The sequence below is a fragment of the Sulfitobacter albidus genome, from assembly GCF_018200035.1.
GTDB classification, from domain to species: domain Bacteria; phylum Pseudomonadota; class Alphaproteobacteria; order Rhodobacterales; family Rhodobacteraceae; genus Sulfitobacter; species Sulfitobacter albidus.
This window is the reverse complement of sequence record NZ_CP073581.1, coordinates 1,500,875-1,514,704: the sequence shown is the minus strand read 5'-3', so window position 1 is coordinate 1,514,704 and position 13,830 is coordinate 1,500,875. Positions and strand designations below refer to the sequence as shown.

Below are 13,830 nucleotides of genomic sequence, written 5' to 3'. Positions count from 1 at the left end.
GGCACAGCTCTGGTTAGGGTTTAGCCATGTCCTTTGGCTGGCTCAAACACTATATGCCGCGCGGCATCTACGGGCGGGCGGCGCTGATCCTGTTGCTGCCGGTCGTGGTGTTGCAACTGGTCGTGACCGTTCTCTTTGCGCAGCGCCATTTCGAAGGGGTCACGCAGCAGATGACCGATACCATGCTGCGCGAGATCTCCCTGGTTCGCGCGGTGCAGCGGGCGGGCGGGGATCCCGCGGCGGCCCTCGCACCGCTGGGGATCGGGGTGACCACCGGGGGCGCGGCGCTGGAGAGCGGGCGGCTTTGGTACGATTATTCCGGTCGGGTGCTGATGCAGCGGCTGGCGGACCGGCTGCCCGGGTATCTGGCGGCGGATCTGCGGGACACCGATGTTGTGCGGATCGCGGTGGATGAGATGCCGGAGCCCTTGGTGCTGTCGTTCGACCGCCGCCGGATCACGGCGGCGAATCCGCACCAGCTGTTTGTCTATATGACCGTCTTTGGATTCTTGATGACGGTGATAGCGATCATCTTTCTGCGCAACCAGTTGCGGCCCATTCGGCGTCTTGCCCGTGCGGCAGAGGCTTTCGGCAAGGGCCGCCAAATGTCGCTGACGCCCACCGGCGCGGTGGAGTTGCGCGCCGCCGGGCACGCCTTTCTGGATATGCGCGCGCGGATCGAGCGGCATATCGAGCAGCGAACGCTGATGCTGTCCGGGGTCAGCCATGACATGCGCACGCCGCTGACACGCCTGCGGCTGGGCCTTGCGATGATCGACGAGGAGGACGCCGCCCCGCTGCTGCGCGATGTCGACGACATGCAGGACATGCTTGATGAGTTTCTGAATTTTGCCAAGGGCATGGCGGAGGGGGAGCCGGAAAGGGTCGACCCGCGCGAGATCGTGACCGAGATTGTCGATAACGCACGCCGCGAGGGCAAACCCGTGACGCTCGTCCAGACCGGCGAGGGCAGCGGCACCGTAGCGCTGCGCGAGGTTGCGGTCCGCCGCGCCGTCGAAAACCTGATCAACAACGCCGTGCGTTACGGGACCCGCGCGGTCGTGACCGTGTCGCTGACCGACAAGACGCTGCGCATCCGGGTCGAGGACGACGGCCCCGGCATCCCCGCTGAGCAACGCGATCGGGCGTTGCGCCCCTTTACCCGGCTGGATGCGGCGCGCAATCAGAACGCGGGCGGCGGCGTGGGCCTTGGGCTTGCGATTGCCGCCGATGTGGCGCGGGGGCATGGCGGCACGTTGCGATTGGGGGCGTCCGAGGATCTGGGCGGGCTATGTGCGGATCTGGTCCTCGGGCGGTGACGTTGGGGGAACCTTGCGAAAATCAACACGATCAGCAACCTTTGCGGGAACAATCGAAGGGGGACCAATGGATCCGTATGAAATGATCAAGGCGCATCTGGGTCAGGCGGTGCCATACGCCACACATACCGGGGTCGAACTGATCCGCGTGGCCGATGGCGAGGCCGAGGCCCGCATGATCCAGCGCCCCGAAACCGAGAACCATATCAAGGGCCAGCACGCGGGCGCGATGTTCACGCTGGGCGAGGCTGCGTCGGGCGCGGCGGTGGCGGGCGCACTGGCCCCGGTGATTCTCGACATGCGGCCCGTGGCGGCCACGGCCGAAATTACCTACAAGAAATTCGCCCAAGGCACGCTGACGGCAACCGCCCGCACCTCGCGCCCCGGCACGGAGTTGATGAAAGAGATCAAAGACGCGGGCAAGACCGCCTTTGACGTCGATATCGAGCTGCGCGACGAGGCAGGCGATCCGGTCGTTGAAATGCGGGTGAATTGGTACGTAAGCCCCACGCGCAAAGGGTGAGGCAAGGCGGCGGCTGGTAGGCCCGGCAGGACTTGAACCCGCAACCAAAGCGTTATGAGCGCTCTGCTCTAACCAATTGAGCTACAGGCCCGCCGGGCAATGGGGTATGCCGCGCAGCCGCGCGCGTCAAGGCCGCAGGTGCGCAGGCCGCATTGCCGCGCGGCCCGAGTTGGGGTAACGGTGCGCGCGACAGCAAAAATGCAGCAGGATGATCCCATGAGCGAGACCCGAAACGGCATGACCTACGCGGACGCGGGCGTCGATATTGACGCAGGCAACGCATTGGTCGAACGGATCAAACCGGCGGCGGCGGCAACAAGACGTGCGGGCGTGATGTCGGGTCTTGGCGGATTTGGCGCGCTCTTTGATCTCAAGGGGGCAGGGTACACCGATCCGGTGCTGGTCGCCGCGACCGACGGTGTGGGCACCAAGCTGCGCATCGCCATCGACACCGGCCACGTCGACGGGATCGGCATCGATCTGGTGGCCATGTGCGTCAACGATCTGGTGTGCCAGGGCGCCGAGCCGCTCTTCTTTCTCGATTACTTCGCCACCGCCAAGCTTGAGCTGGATCAGGCGACACGCATCATCGAGGGCATCGCCACGGGCTGCGAGCGGGCGGGCTGCGCGCTGATCGGCGGCGAGACGGCGGAGATGCCCGGCATGTACGCCGAGGGGGATTTTGACCTCGCCGGTTTCTCCGTCGGCGCGATGGAGCGGGGCGGCGCGCTGCCGCGCGATGTGGCCCCCGGTGATGTGCTGCTGGGTCTGGGCAGCGACGGGGTGCATTCCAATGGCTACAGCCTTGTGCGCGTGATCGTCGAACACTCTGGCCTGACGTGGGACGATCCCTGCCCGTGGGATGCGGGCACGCTGGGTGAGGTGCTGCTGACGCCCACGCGGCTTTATGTCAAACCGGTGCTGGCGCTGGCGCAGGCGGGTTATCTGAACGCTGCCGCGCATATTACCGGCGGAGGGCTGAGCGAGAATATCCCCGCGTGCTGCCCGAAGGCTGCGGTGTGCAGATCGACCTGGGCGGATGGGAGCTGCCGGGCGTATTCCGCTGGCTCACGGCCCACGGCGGCATGGCCGAGGATGAATTGCTCAAGACCTTCAACGCAGGGCTTGGCATGGTTGTGGTCGTGCCCGCCGACAAGGCGGACGCGGCGGCCAAGATGCTGCGCGACGGGGGCGAAGACGTGTTCGAGATCGGCCGCGTTACCCACGGCAGCGGCGTCAGCTACACGGGCAATCTGGTTTGAGCCAGCGACGGGTCGCGATCTTCCTCTCCGGCGGCGGCTCGAACATGGTGTCGCTGCTTGACGATATGGCGCGCCCGGGCCACGCGGGCGCGCCCTGTGTGGTGGTTTCAAACCGCGCGGATGCGGGCGGGCTGGTGCGCGCAGCTGAACGCGGGGTCGCGACCGAGGTCGTCGATCACCGCCCCTTTGGCAAGGATCGCGCCGCGTTCGAGGCGGCGCTTACGACAACCCTCGCGCCGCACGCCCCCGATCTGATTTGCCTTGCCGGTTTCATGCGCATCCTCACCGGGGCCTTCATTGACGGCTGGCAGGGCCGGATGCTGAACATCCACCCCTCGCTTTTGCCGAAATATCGCGGGCTGAACACCCACGCGCGGGCCATCGAGGCTGGCGATGGGGTGCACGGCTGTACCGTGCATGAGGTCACCGCCGAACTAGACGAGGGGCCGATCCTGGGTCAGGCGCAGGTGCCGGTGATCGACGGTGATACGCCCGACACCCTTGCCGCGCGCGTTCTGGTGCAGGAACACAGGCTCTACCCCGCAGTGCTGCGCCGCTTTGCCGCCGGGGAGCGTGCGCCCCTGATGCTCACGAGCTGACTGGTCAAGGGGCGCGGATTTCGCTACCCCTTGGGGGCAGATAGGAAAATTGCCATGCGTACCATTACCACGACAGACGATCTTGCCAGCTATTGCGCCGAAGCCGCGGGGCATGACTACGTCACAGTCGACACAGAATTCCTGCGCGAGCGTACGTATTATTCGAAACTCTGCCTGATCCAGCTGGCCATGCCCGGCACCGATGACAGCAACGCCGTGCTGGTCGATCCGCTTGCCGAAGGGCTCTCGCTCGAACCGCTTTACGCCCTTTTCCGCGACACCTCGGTGGTCAAGGTCTTTCACGCCGCGCGTCAGGACCTTGAGATCTTTTTCGTCGATGCCGAGGTTTTCCCGGAGCCGCTGTTCGACACGCAGGTCGCCGCGATGGTCTGCGGCTTTGGTGAGCAGGTCGGCTATGAGACGCTGGTGCGCAAGATCGCGCATGAGCAACTCGACAAGACGTCACGCTTTACCGATTGGTCGCGCCGCCCGCTGAGCGACGCACAGAAGAAATACGCGCTGGCCGACGTGACGCACCTGCGCCAGATCTACGAATTTCTCGCCGCCAGGTTGGCCGAGACCGGCCGCGACAAATGGGTCGCCGAAGAGCTGGAGACACTCACGACGCCCGCGACCTATCTCAACCCGCCCGAGGATGCGTGGAAGCGGGTCAAGACGCGGACCCATTCGGGGCGGTTTCTGGCCATCGTGCGGGCGCTGGCGGCATTCCGTGAAAGGCTGGCGCAGTCGCGCAACATCCCGCGCAACCGGATCTACAAGGACGACGCGATGGTGGAGCTTGCCTCGCTCAAACCCAAGTCGCACGAAGAGCTGAGCCGCGCGCGGCTGCTGCTGCGGGAAGCACGCAAGGGCGAGATCGCCGAAGGCATCCTTACCGCAGTGGCCGAGGGAGTGAATTGCCCGACCTCCGATCTGCCCGAAATGGACAAACGGCGCGACAAGCTACAGGTGAACCCGGCGCTGGCGGATCTGCTGCGCGTGCTCTTGAAGGCCAAGGTGGAAAGCGCCGGCGTCGCGGCCAAGCTGATCGCCTCCGCCGCAGATCTGGACGCAATTGCGGGCGGGATGCGCGACGTGCAGGCGCTGCGCGGCTGGCGGCGTGAAGTGTTCGGCGATGACGCGATCGAGCTGTGCGAAGGGCGGATCGCGCTGACGGCCAAGGGCAACGACGTGGTGGTTGTGCGCAGCTGACCAATCAGCGGCGCGCGACCCGCGCCGATTGCGTGCCCTCGACCCGGATGCTGCGCACGCCGCGCAACTGCTGATCCGACAGACGGCGACCGGCGGTGACCTCACGCGTGGGCTGGGTGCCGACGGGCGTGTTGAAATCGGGCCGCACCCCTTCGAGCCGGTAGACCAGTACACCGTTTTCGGGCAGCTCATCCTCGTTCGCGGGCGTCAGCTGCACCGAATAGATCCCCTGACGCGCCGCGCGTCCCGTGGCGCGGATGATCGCACCCCCCGGCACGCGCTCGACCTTCAGATCGACGACCTCTTCAAACGGGCGGCCTTCATAGGTTTCTTCCGTCACCGCGCGACGCCCAAAAAGCCCGCCACCGCCCTGCGGGATCAGCGGGTTGACCGGTTTCGCATCCTCTGCCGCGACGGGCGCCGGGGCCGAGCGGCCAAACCAGTTGGCCGGGTTCACCGCGCTGTCGCGCACCACGGCACAACCGCCCAAAGCGGTCGCGGCGATCAGGAGAAGAGGAAGGGTGCTGCGCATGGCGGTGCCGATCTTGTTGCCTGTTTGGCATGATTTACAGCAAGCGTGCGGGCTTGGGAAGGGTTGAAGGGGTGGACGTTGCCTTGTGGCGGGCCTAGGTCAGCACTAGCCGAGAAATTGACAAGGAGCCACCATGAGCACCCCGCCTTCGAAGAGCTGGTCGAGGATTTCGAGTTTCTCGACGATTGGGAAGACCGCTATCGCCACGTGATCGATCAGGGCCGCGAGATGGACGCGCTGGACGAAAGCCTGCGCGTGCCCGCCACAAAGGTCGACGGCTGCGCAAGCCAGGTCTGGCTGCACGCCGAGATGCGCGACGGCGCGCTGCATTTCGACGGCGCGTCGGATGCGATGATCGTCTCGGGGCTGATCGCCGTGCTGCGCAAGCTCTACAACGGGTTGAAGCCGTCGGAGGTGATGGCGGTGGACGCGCGCGCGCAGATGGCGCGACTGGGGCTCAACGATCATCTGTCGGCGCAACGCTCGAACGGGTTGACGGCGATGATCGAGCGGGTGCGCGAAACAGCGGCGGCAAGCGTCTAGAGCGCGTCGAGCGCCGTTGCCAGATCGCCGTAACCGGTGAACCTTCGCTCAAACCGCAGCCCGAGGCGGTCAGCGCAGTCGCGGGCCTTTTGCGTCAGCGCCGGATCGTCGGTCTGGGCCTGATAGACCAGCCGCGTGTAATTGCCGAAATACATCTCCCGCAGTTCCGGGTGGCGGTCCAGCCCCATGGGTTTGACGATGAAGGCGTCGAACTGGCGCACCAGAAAATCGGTGAGATAGAAGGTCGTGATCGCCTCATCATCCTGCGCGGCAAAACGGTCATTGCCCTCGAAAAAGCTGTAGCAATGGGGCCCGGCGATCATCTCGACACCCATGTCGGCGCAGGCCGCCTGCAACAGCCCGCCGGTGCCGCAATCGGCGTACGCGACAAAGATCGTTCCGTGGGTCGTGCGGTGTTTGTGCACGGCGGCCCGTACGGCATCGGTGATTTTTTCGGGGTACAGGTGCAGCTTGGCCGGCAGGCAGGTCAGATCAAGGTGATCCCAACCATTCAACGCCTTGAGGTCCAGGATCTCCCGCGCCAGCGCCCCGCAGGCAATGATCAGCACCCGGCCCTCAGGGGCGGCCAGCGGCAGGCCGTGTTCGGTCAACGCGGTGTCCGACACGCTCATCGGCGCAAGTACCGCAGCGCGACCACCGCGATGAGAAACGCGGGCAGGGCGGCGACTATCAGGCCCGGACCGCCCAGCGACAAAAGCCACAGGGTGGCACCTGCGGCTACAATTACCGACAGGATCAGGATGGCGAATGTGAGTTTGGGCACAACAATCTCCTTTCCGGCGAAGATAGGCTGTGATGCGCGCATAAAAAAGGCCCCGTCACTGCGGGGCCTTGATCCGTTTGGCGACCGCGTTCAGGCGTTCGCGGAATTATGTTTGCGCCCGACCCATTCCTTTGCCGTCTCGACCGCCACGGCGGCGTCACGGCAATAGGCGTCGGCGCCGATGGCCTTTCCGAATTCCTCGTTCAGCGGTGCGCCGCCGACCAGCACGATATAATCATCGCGAATGCCCTGTTCGACCATCGTGTCGATCACGACCTTCATGTAGGGCATTGTCGTGGTCAGCAGGGCGGACATGCCCAGAATGTCGGGGCCTTCCTTTTCCAAAGCTTCCAGATAGCTCTCAACGGGGTTGTTGATGCCCAGATCGACAACTTCGAAACCGGCACCTTCCATCATCATCGACACAAGGTTTTTGCCGATGTCGTGGATGTCACCCTTGACCGTGCCGATGACCATCTTGCCCACGCGCGGTGCGCCGGTTTCGGCCAGCAGCGGCTTGAGGATGGCCATGCCGCCCTTCATCGCGTTGGCGGCCAGCAACACTTCGGGGACAAACAGGATCCCGTCGCGGAAATCCGCGCCGACGATGGTCATGCCGCCCACAAGCGCCTTGGTCAAAACGTCGTAGGGCGCCCATCCGCGGTCGATCAGAATGTTCACGCCCTCTTCGATCTCTTCCTTGAGACCATCGTAAAGGTCGTCGAACATCTGTTGAACCAGTTCTTCGTCGTCGAGCTCGGAGAGGATGATATCGTCTTCTTCGGACATGATGTTCCCTTTGAAAGTCGGGCCGCACCTGCGGACTTACGCGAGTATTTGGCACAGACGAACGTTTTTACTAAGGCATTTGCGACACCCACAGAGCGTGTGGCGACGTCCTCACACGCTTTTGCGTCGAATTTGGGCGATCCGGGCAGGAATGCTGCAGGTGCAGCGGGTTACGCCGCGCGGCGGCGTCCGCGCCGGGCGCGAGGGGCTGGCGTGTCTTCGCCCGTACCGTCGCCCGCCGAGGAGAAGGGACCAAGCGCGGCCGCGATCTCTTCGAGGTCGGGTGCGGCGCCTACGGGCATGCGATCAAGCGCGTCGCGCATCCGCTCAAGGTGTTCGGGCATCGTGCCGCAGCAGCCGCCAACGATCCGCGCACCGCAGTTGCGTGCCATCACCGCATAGGTTGCCATCAGTTCGGGCGTTCCGTCGTAGTGGATGTGGCCGTCGTGATATTTCGGAATGCCCGCATTGCCCTTGGCGATGATCGGCAGATCGGCACCCGCCGCAGCAAATCCCAGCACCGTGCGCAGCAGATCCGACGCGCCGGTGCCGCAATTGGCGCCAAATCCCAGGGGCGCGGGATCAAGGCCCGCCACCATCTCGACCATCGCGGCGGAGGTCGTGCCCATCATCGTGCGCCCGGCGGTGTCAAAGCTCATGGTGCCGACCCAGGGCAGCCCGGCCAGCGCAAAGCCTTCGGCGGCGGCGCGAAATTCCTCGGGGGCCGAGATCGTCTCGAGCCAGCCGATGTCGGCGCCGCCGGCTTTCAGACCATCGGCGGTCTCGTGGAACATCTCGACGGCCAGCGCGTGCGACAGCGCGCCCACCGGCGCCATGATTTCGCCCGTGGGGCCAACGGAGCCCGCGACGATGACCGTGCGCCCGGCGGTGTCGGCGACTTCGCGGCCCAGCTCGGCGGCGACGCGGCTCAACTCATGTGCGCGTTTGTGTGCGTCGTGCAATTTCAGGCGCGACGCGTTGGCGCCAAAGCTGTTGGTCAGAAACAGATCCGACCCCGCGTCCACCGCGCCGCGGTAAAGCGCGGTGATCTTGGCAGGCTCCGAGGTGTTCCACAGCTCGGGCGCGTCGCCCGATTGCAGGCCCATGTTGAACAGGTTGGTGCCCGTCGCCCCGTCGGCCAGAAGGGAGCCACGGTCGGCGAGGAGTTTGGCAAAGACGTCAGACATGAAAACTCCAATATTTGGTTGGCGAAGATTCTCACGGGCGCATGGATGAGGCAAGGCTCATAATCTTCAAGATCTTTATGAGGAACGCTCCGGCAACGCCCCGCTGCTGCGCTTGCAGCAAAGCGGGGCTTGCACTAAGAGGGCTGCGACGGGTCCGAACCGGGCCCCGGCTCAGATGAGGGACGCCCATGGCCCGCCGCAAGAAGATCTACGAAGGCAAAGCAAAGATCCTGTACGAAGGCCCGGAGCCGGGAACGATCGTGCAATACTTCAAGGATGATGCCACCGCGTTCAACGCCCAGAAAAAGGACGTGATCGACGGGAAGGGCGTGCTCAACAACCGCCTGTCCGAATTCTTCATGTTGGGGTTGGCGCAGATCGGTGTGCCCACGCATTTCATCAAACGTCTGAACATGCGCGAACAGCTCGTGCGCCAGGCGGAAATCGTGCCGCTTGAGATCATCGTGCGCAATTACGCGGCCGGCACCATGTCGACCCGTTTGGGCATCGACGAGGGCACGCAACTGCCGCGCCCGATTGTCGAGTATTGCTACAAGGATGATTCCCTGGGCGATCCGCTGGTCACCGAAGAGCATATCGCTGCCTTCGGCTGGGCCAGCCAGCAGGATATGGACGACATCCTGAGCCTTGCGCTGAGGGTCAATGATTTCCTGTCCGGCGTGATGATGGCCGTCGGCATCCGTCTGGTGGATTTCAAGATCGAGGTCGGCCGCGTCTATGACGGGGATTTCCAGCGGCTGATCATCGCCGACGAGATTTCGCCCGACAGCTGCCGCTTGTGGGACATCGAAACGGGCCAGAAGCTGGACAAGGATGTGTTTCGCCGGGATCTCGGCTCACTGACCGACGCCTACACGGAGGTTGCCACCCGTTTGGGCGTGATCCCGAAGTCGGCGGCACCGATGACAAAACCGACGTTGATCAACTAGGAAACGTCGGGATTTGCGTATTTTTGGCACAATGAAGCGGGGGACGCTGCGATGAAGGCACGGGTGCATGTGATGCTGAAGAACGGGGTGCTTGACCCGCAGGGCGAGGCCGTGCGCCATGCGTTGGGGGCCATGGGCTTTGACGGGGTCGAGGGCGTGCGCCAGGGCAAGGTGATCGAGCTGGATCTGGCCGAGGGCGCGACCGAGGCGCAGGTGACCGAGATGTGCGAGCGGCTGCTCGCCAACACGGTGATCGAAAATTACACGGTGGAGATGTCCGCATGAAGGCGGCAGTTGTCGTCTTTCCGGGGTCGAATTGTGACCGCGACCTGACTGTTGCGTTCGAGGCGGCGGGTGCGGATGTCACGATGGTCTGGCACAAGGATGACGCGCTGCCTGCGGGCGTGGATGTCGTGGGCGTGCCCGGTGGATTTTCCTACGGTGATTATCTGCGCTGTGGGGCGATTGCCGCAAAGTCTCCGATCTGCCGATCCGTTGCGGCCCATGCGGAGCGCGGTGGGTATGTGTTGGGGATTTGCAACGGCTTTCAGGTTCTCACCGAGACCGGCCTGCTGCCCGGCGCGCTGTTGCGCAATGCGGGTCTGAAATACATCTGCAAGACCGTTGGTCTGCGGGTGGAGACATCGGCCTCCGACTACACGGTCGGCTACAACGCGGGCGATGTGATCGACATTCCCATTGCGCATCACGACGGCAATTATTTCGCCGACGACGAGACGATTGCGCGCCTGCAGGGCGAGGACCGGATCGCCTTTACCTACACCGACAATCCCAACGGCGCGCGCGCCGACATCGCGGGCATCCTGTCGCCCAACCGGCGGGTTCTGGGGATGATGCCACATCCCGAACGGGCGGCGGACGCGGGCCACGGCGGCACGGACGGACAAGCGCTCTTCCGCGCATTGACGGGCGCGCTGACCACCGCCTGACTTGAGCAGGGGGGCAGGACCGGGGTAGGGTGGCGCGCATGAACACGCCGCCCAAGTCTCTTTTGTCGTCCTGGCAGCCCGCACCGATCAGCTGGCGCGTGCGGGTGGCATTGGGCGTGCTGCTGATCGTCGCCATCGCGGTGATCTCGATTACCAACAGGCTGCTGACAGACCGGTTCACCGAGGCCACGCGCAACCGCGCGGAGCTGCGCATCGCGCTTTATGGCGGGAACCTTCTGGCCGAATTGCGTCAGAACGCCATCGTCCCGCAACTGCTGGCGCGCGACCCGACGCTGATCGCCGCGCTCGACAGCGCCGATTACACGCTCTCTACCCAGCGCCTGATCTCATTTGTCGAGGAAATCGGCGCGGCGTCCTTGCTGCTGCTGGACGGTGACGGACGCACCGTGGCGGCCACCGACCGCAACCGCATCGGCGAGATGCACCGTGCGGACCCCTATTTCGTGGATGCCGTGCGGTCAAACGCGACCATCTTCAGCGTGATCGAACAGGAGGCCGGCGGCTACGCATTCTATTATTCCCGTCGGATCCAGAGCGGGGGCAACACGGTGGGCGTGATCGCCGTCGAGGTCGATCTGCGCAAATTCGAGCGTGCCTGGGCCGGGATCAGTGATGCGGTGATCGTGACCAACAGTACCGGGCAGATCCTGCTTGCGACCGAACCGCGTTGGCGCGGCCGCACCGAGGAGGAGGCCCTGGCCAATCAGCCGCCACGGGGGGCCATTGAACGGGCGATCCAGGCCACCGCCGATTGGACCGCGCTGCCGCCCGATGCCTATTTGCAGGGCGAGGCGGTGATGCGGCTTGAGAGCCGGATAAATTTTCGCGGCTGGCGCATGGTCAGCTACACGACCTACGCGTCGGTGCGCGAAAGGGTGAACGGGGTGCTGGCGCTGGAGGTGATGGGCTTTGCCATCTTGCTGGCGCTGACGTTCTATTTCCTGAGCCGTCGCACGGCCGGGCGGGCCGCACTCTTTCAGCGCGACGCGGCCAAGCTGCGTGCGCTGAACGCCGCCCTGCAACGCGAGATCGCAGAGCGCAAGCGCGTGCAGGAAACGCTTGCCGTGGCTGAGCAGACGTTGGAGCAATCGTCGAAACTGGCGGCGTTGGGGGAGATGTCGGCGGCGGTGAGCCATGAGTTGAACCAGCCACTGGCCGCGATGAAGACCTATCTCGCGGGTGCCCGTTTGCTCATTACGCGCAACCGCCCCGATGAGGCGCTGAGCGCGTTCCGTCGCATCGACGATCTGATTGAGCGGATGGGCGCGATCACCCGGCAGCTGAAATCCTACGCCCGCAAGGGTCAGCAGGCGCTGTCGCCTGTCAATATGGCCGATGCGCTCGCCAGCGCGCTCAGCATGATGGAGCCGCAGCTCAAGCAGCGCCGCGTTCAGATCAACCGCATCGTGCCGGATGAGCCGGTACTGGTGATGGGCGACCGGATGCGGATCGAGCAGGTGCTCGTCAACCTCTTGCGCAACGCGCTTGATGCCACCAAATCCGAGCGTAACGCGGTGGTGGAGATCATGCTGTCGGCGGGGGAGACCGCCACGTTGACGGTGCGCGACAACGGTCCGGGCATTGAGGATCTCGATGCTCTGTTCGAGCCGTTCTACACCACAAAGCAACCCGGCGACGGGGTGGGTCTGGGCCTTGCGATCTCCTCGGGGATCGTGAGCGATCTGGGCGGGCGGATGACGGCGCGCAACGGCCAGCAGGGCGGTGCGGTATTTGAAATGCAATTGCCCATCTACGAGGGCACGACTGAAATAGAAGCAGCGGAGTAACGCGGATGGCACAGGCAATGAAGATCGCGATCGTGGATGACGAACGGGACATGCGGCAATCCATCAGTCAATGGCTGGCCCTGTCGGGCTACGATACCGAAACTTTCGGCTCTGCCGAGGATGCGCTCAAGGTCTTGGGGCCGGATTATCCCGGTATCGTTATTTCGGACATCAAGATGCCCGGCATGGACGGGATGCAGTTTCTGAAGAAACTTATGGGCAACGACAGCGCCTTGCCGGTCATCATGATTACCGGTCACGGCGATGTCCCCATGGCGGTTGAGGCGATGCGCGTGGGCGCGTTCGACTTCCTCGAAAAACCATTTAACCCCGACCGGATGAGCGAGCTTGCCAAGAAGGCCACCGCGCGTCGCCGTTTGGTGATGGACACCCGCGCACTGCGCCGGGAGCTGTCCGACGGCGGCCAGTTGATGAAAAAGCTCATCGGCCAATCGCCCGTGATGGAGCGTCTGCGCGAGGACATCCTGGATCTGGGGCAGGCCGATGGCCACGTTCTGATTGACGGCGAAACCGGGACCGGCAAGACGCTTGTTGCGCACGCGCTGCACGCCGTGGGCAACCGGGCGGGCAAGAAATTCGTGCTCGTCAGCTGCTCTGCCTTTGAGGAGGACGCGCTCAACAAGCGGCTGTTCGGCCCGATGATGCCGGAGGACGCGCAGCTGCCCGCCATCGAGGAGGCGCGCGGCGGTACGCTGGTGCTGGAGGATATCGAGACACTGAGCGAGGTGCAGCAGGCCAAGCTTTTGTCCGCCATCAACGAACAGGGGACGCCCGCCGAGACGCGGATCGTCGCGATCTCCAACCTGCAGGAGGCAGGCCGCACCTCCGAGGACGCGCTGCGTTCGGATCTGTTCTACCGGCTTGCGGCGCTGCGCATCACCGTGCCGCCCCTGCGCCAGCGCGGTGAGGATATCCTGAGCCTGTTTACCCGGCTAAGCGAGCAATTCGCCGATGAATACGGCTGCGACGCGCCACAGGTCACCGCGCAGGAGGCAGCACAGCTGTTGCAGGCGCCTTGGCCCGGCAACGTGCGCCAGTTGATCAACGTGGCCGAGCGTGCGGTGCTGCAATCGCGCCGTGGCTCGGGCACCATCGCGTCTCTGCTGATGTCCGACCCCGACGAGATGCAGCCGGTGATGACGACCGAGGGCAAGCCGCTGAAGGAATACGTCGAGGCGTTCGAGCGGATGCTGATCGACAACACCATGCGGCGCCACAAAGGCTCCATCGCCAGTGTGATGGACGAGCTGTGCCTGCCGCGCCGCACGCTCAACGAGAAGATGGCAAAGTATCAGCTGCAACGCGCAGATTACCTTTAGCCACAAAAAAGGGCGCCCCGGATCCGGGGCGC

Annotated in this window: 15 protein-coding genes, 1 tRNA gene and 1 pseudogene; 11 read left to right on the top strand and 6 right to left on the bottom strand. The window is 64.4% G+C overall.

Annotation, left to right across the window (positions count from 1 at the left end; all coding sequences use genetic code 11):
- Window positions 1-26 precede the first annotated feature (26 nt).
- Together KDD17_RS07220 and KDD17_RS07215 are read left to right on the top strand one after the other, a co-directional pair.
- A complete protein-coding gene (locus KDD17_RS07220; protein ID WP_212705924.1) occupies window positions 27-1,319 on the top strand; it encodes an ATP-binding protein in 1,293 nt (430 codons plus the stop codon).
- A 67-nt stretch (window positions 1,320-1,386) separates the two neighbouring features.
- On the top strand, window positions 1,387-1,842 hold the full coding sequence (locus tag KDD17_RS07215; protein ID WP_212705923.1) for a DUF4442 domain-containing protein: 456 nt from the start codon (window positions 1,387-1,389) through the stop codon (window positions 1,840-1,842).
- Between the two features lie 14 nt (window positions 1,843-1,856).
- Here the strand turns inward: KDD17_RS07215 and KDD17_RS07210 are convergent.
- A tRNA-Ile gene (locus KDD17_RS07210) sits at window positions 1,857-1,933 on the bottom strand.
- Window positions 1,934-2,058: 125 nt separating this feature from the next.
- On the opposite strand from KDD17_RS07210, the pseudogene purM reads away from it, so the two are divergent.
- The 3 genes and pseudogenes from purM (at window position 2,059) to rnd (ending at window position 4,915) form a co-directional block, all read left to right on the top strand.
- A pseudogene (purM, locus tag KDD17_RS07205) lies at window positions 2,059-3,104 on the top strand (phosphoribosylformylglycinamidine cyclo-ligase).
- 44 nt (window positions 3,105-3,148) lie between these two features.
- A complete protein-coding gene (purN, locus tag KDD17_RS07200; protein WP_254796948.1) occupies window positions 3,149-3,703 on the top strand; it encodes a phosphoribosylglycinamide formyltransferase in 555 nt (184 codons plus the stop codon).
- Window positions 3,704-3,757: 54 nt separating this feature from the next.
- Window positions 3,758-4,915, top strand: coding sequence for a ribonuclease D (gene rnd, locus KDD17_RS07195; protein ID WP_212705921.1), 1,158 nt, complete (start codon window positions 3,758-3,760; stop codon window positions 4,913-4,915).
- Between the two features lie 4 nt (window positions 4,916-4,919).
- On the opposite strand, the gene KDD17_RS07190 is transcribed toward rnd, so the two are convergent.
- Window positions 4,920-5,447, bottom strand: coding sequence for a hypothetical protein (locus tag KDD17_RS07190; protein WP_212705920.1), 528 nt, complete (start codon window positions 5,445-5,447; stop codon window positions 4,920-4,922).
- 117 nt (window positions 5,448-5,564) lie between these two features.
- Between KDD17_RS07190 and KDD17_RS07185 the strand changes: the two genes are divergently transcribed.
- The gene (locus KDD17_RS07185) at window positions 5,565-5,990 is read left to right on the top strand and encodes a SufE family protein (RefSeq protein WP_212705919.1); all 426 of its coding nucleotides are present in this window, start codon (window positions 5,565-5,567) and stop codon (window positions 5,988-5,990) included.
- On the opposite strand, the gene KDD17_RS07180 is transcribed toward KDD17_RS07185, so the two are convergent.
- The 4 genes from KDD17_RS07180 to bmt form a co-directional block, all read right to left on the bottom strand.
- The gene (locus tag KDD17_RS07180; RefSeq protein WP_212705918.1) at window positions 5,987-6,622 is read right to left on the bottom strand and encodes a DUF1638 domain-containing protein; all 636 of its coding nucleotides are present in this window, start codon (window positions 6,620-6,622) and stop codon (window positions 5,987-5,989) included. The genes KDD17_RS07185 and KDD17_RS07180 overlap by 4 nt on opposite strands.
- Window positions 6,619-6,774 (bottom strand): hypothetical protein, encoded by a 156-nt coding sequence (locus KDD17_RS07175; protein ID WP_212705917.1) that lies wholly within the window; start codon window positions 6,772-6,774, stop codon window positions 6,619-6,621. The genes KDD17_RS07180 and KDD17_RS07175 overlap by 4 nt, the downstream gene beginning before the upstream one ends.
- A gap of 90 nt (window positions 6,775-6,864) precedes the next feature.
- Window positions 6,865-7,563, bottom strand: a complete 699-nt coding sequence (locus KDD17_RS07170) for a corrinoid protein (RefSeq protein ID WP_212705916.1) — start codon at window positions 7,561-7,563, stop codon at window positions 6,865-6,867.
- 170 nt (window positions 7,564-7,733) lie between these two features.
- On the bottom strand, window positions 7,734-8,750 hold the full coding sequence (bmt, locus tag KDD17_RS07165; RefSeq protein ID WP_212705915.1) for a betaine--homocysteine S-methyltransferase: 1,017 nt from the start codon (window positions 8,748-8,750) through the stop codon (window positions 7,734-7,736).
- A gap of 188 nt (window positions 8,751-8,938) precedes the next feature.
- On the opposite strand from bmt, the gene purC reads away from it, so the two are divergent.
- Genes purC through KDD17_RS07140 form a run of 5 tightly spaced genes read left to right on the top strand, consistent with a single transcriptional unit; the run spans window position 8,939 to window position 13,798 of the window.
- Window positions 8,939-9,700 carry a phosphoribosylaminoimidazolesuccinocarboxamide synthase gene (gene purC, locus KDD17_RS07160; protein ID WP_212705914.1) on the top strand — a complete coding sequence of 254 codons (762 nt, stop codon included), beginning with the start codon at window positions 8,939-8,941 and terminating at the stop codon, window positions 9,698-9,700.
- Between the two features lie 51 nt (window positions 9,701-9,751).
- On the top strand, window positions 9,752-9,985 hold the full coding sequence (gene purS / locus KDD17_RS07155; protein ID WP_212705913.1) for a phosphoribosylformylglycinamidine synthase subunit PurS: 234 nt from the start codon (window positions 9,752-9,754) through the stop codon (window positions 9,983-9,985).
- On the top strand, window positions 9,982-10,650 hold the full coding sequence (purQ, locus tag KDD17_RS07150) for a phosphoribosylformylglycinamidine synthase subunit PurQ (protein WP_212705912.1): 669 nt from the start codon (window positions 9,982-9,984) through the stop codon (window positions 10,648-10,650). The genes purS and purQ overlap by 4 nt, the downstream gene beginning before the upstream one ends.
- A gap of 38 nt (window positions 10,651-10,688) precedes the next feature.
- Window positions 10,689-12,458, top strand: a complete 1,770-nt coding sequence (locus KDD17_RS07145; protein ID WP_212705911.1) for a sensor histidine kinase — start codon at window positions 10,689-10,691, stop codon at window positions 12,456-12,458.
- Window positions 12,459-12,463: 5 nt separating this feature from the next.
- Complete coding sequence (locus tag KDD17_RS07140) at window positions 12,464-13,798, top strand: sigma-54-dependent transcriptional regulator (protein ID WP_212705910.1); 1,335 nt, start codon at window positions 12,464-12,466, stop codon at window positions 13,796-13,798.
- The last annotated feature ends 32 nt before the right edge of the window (window positions 13,799-13,830 follow it).

Coding starts and splice junctions, on each gene's coding strand:
- KDD17_RS07220 (WP_212705924.1), top strand. CDS start 27: ATGTCCTTTGGCTGGCTCAAACACTATATGCCGCGCGGCATCTACGGG.
- KDD17_RS07215 (WP_212705923.1), top strand. CDS start 1,387: ATGGATCCGTATGAAATGATCAAGGCGCATCTGGGTCAGGCGGTGCCA.
- purN (WP_254796948.1), top strand. CDS start 3,149: ATGGTGTCGCTGCTTGACGATATGGCGCGCCCGGGCCACGCGGGCGCG.
- rnd (WP_212705921.1), top strand. CDS start 3,758: ATGCGTACCATTACCACGACAGACGATCTTGCCAGCTATTGCGCCGAA.
- KDD17_RS07190 (WP_212705920.1), bottom strand. CDS start 5,447: ATGCGCAGCACCCTTCCTCTTCTCCTGATCGCCGCGACCGCTTTGGGC.
- KDD17_RS07180 (WP_212705918.1), bottom strand. CDS start 6,622: ATGAGCGTGTCGGACACCGCGTTGACCGAACACGGCCTGCCGCTGGCC.
- KDD17_RS07170 (WP_212705916.1), bottom strand. CDS start 7,563: ATGTCCGAAGAAGACGATATCATCCTCTCCGAGCTCGACGACGAAGAA.
- bmt (WP_212705915.1), bottom strand. CDS start 8,750: ATGTCTGACGTCTTTGCCAAACTCCTCGCCGACCGTGGCTCCCTTCTG.
- purC (WP_212705914.1), top strand. CDS start 8,939: ATGGCCCGCCGCAAGAAGATCTACGAAGGCAAAGCAAAGATCCTGTAC.
- purS (WP_212705913.1), top strand. CDS start 9,752: ATGAAGGCACGGGTGCATGTGATGCTGAAGAACGGGGTGCTTGACCCG.
- purQ (WP_212705912.1), top strand. CDS start 9,982: ATGAAGGCGGCAGTTGTCGTCTTTCCGGGGTCGAATTGTGACCGCGAC.
- KDD17_RS07145 (WP_212705911.1), top strand. CDS start 10,689: ATGAACACGCCGCCCAAGTCTCTTTTGTCGTCCTGGCAGCCCGCACCG.
- KDD17_RS07140 (WP_212705910.1), top strand. CDS start 12,464: ATGGCACAGGCAATGAAGATCGCGATCGTGGATGACGAACGGGACATG.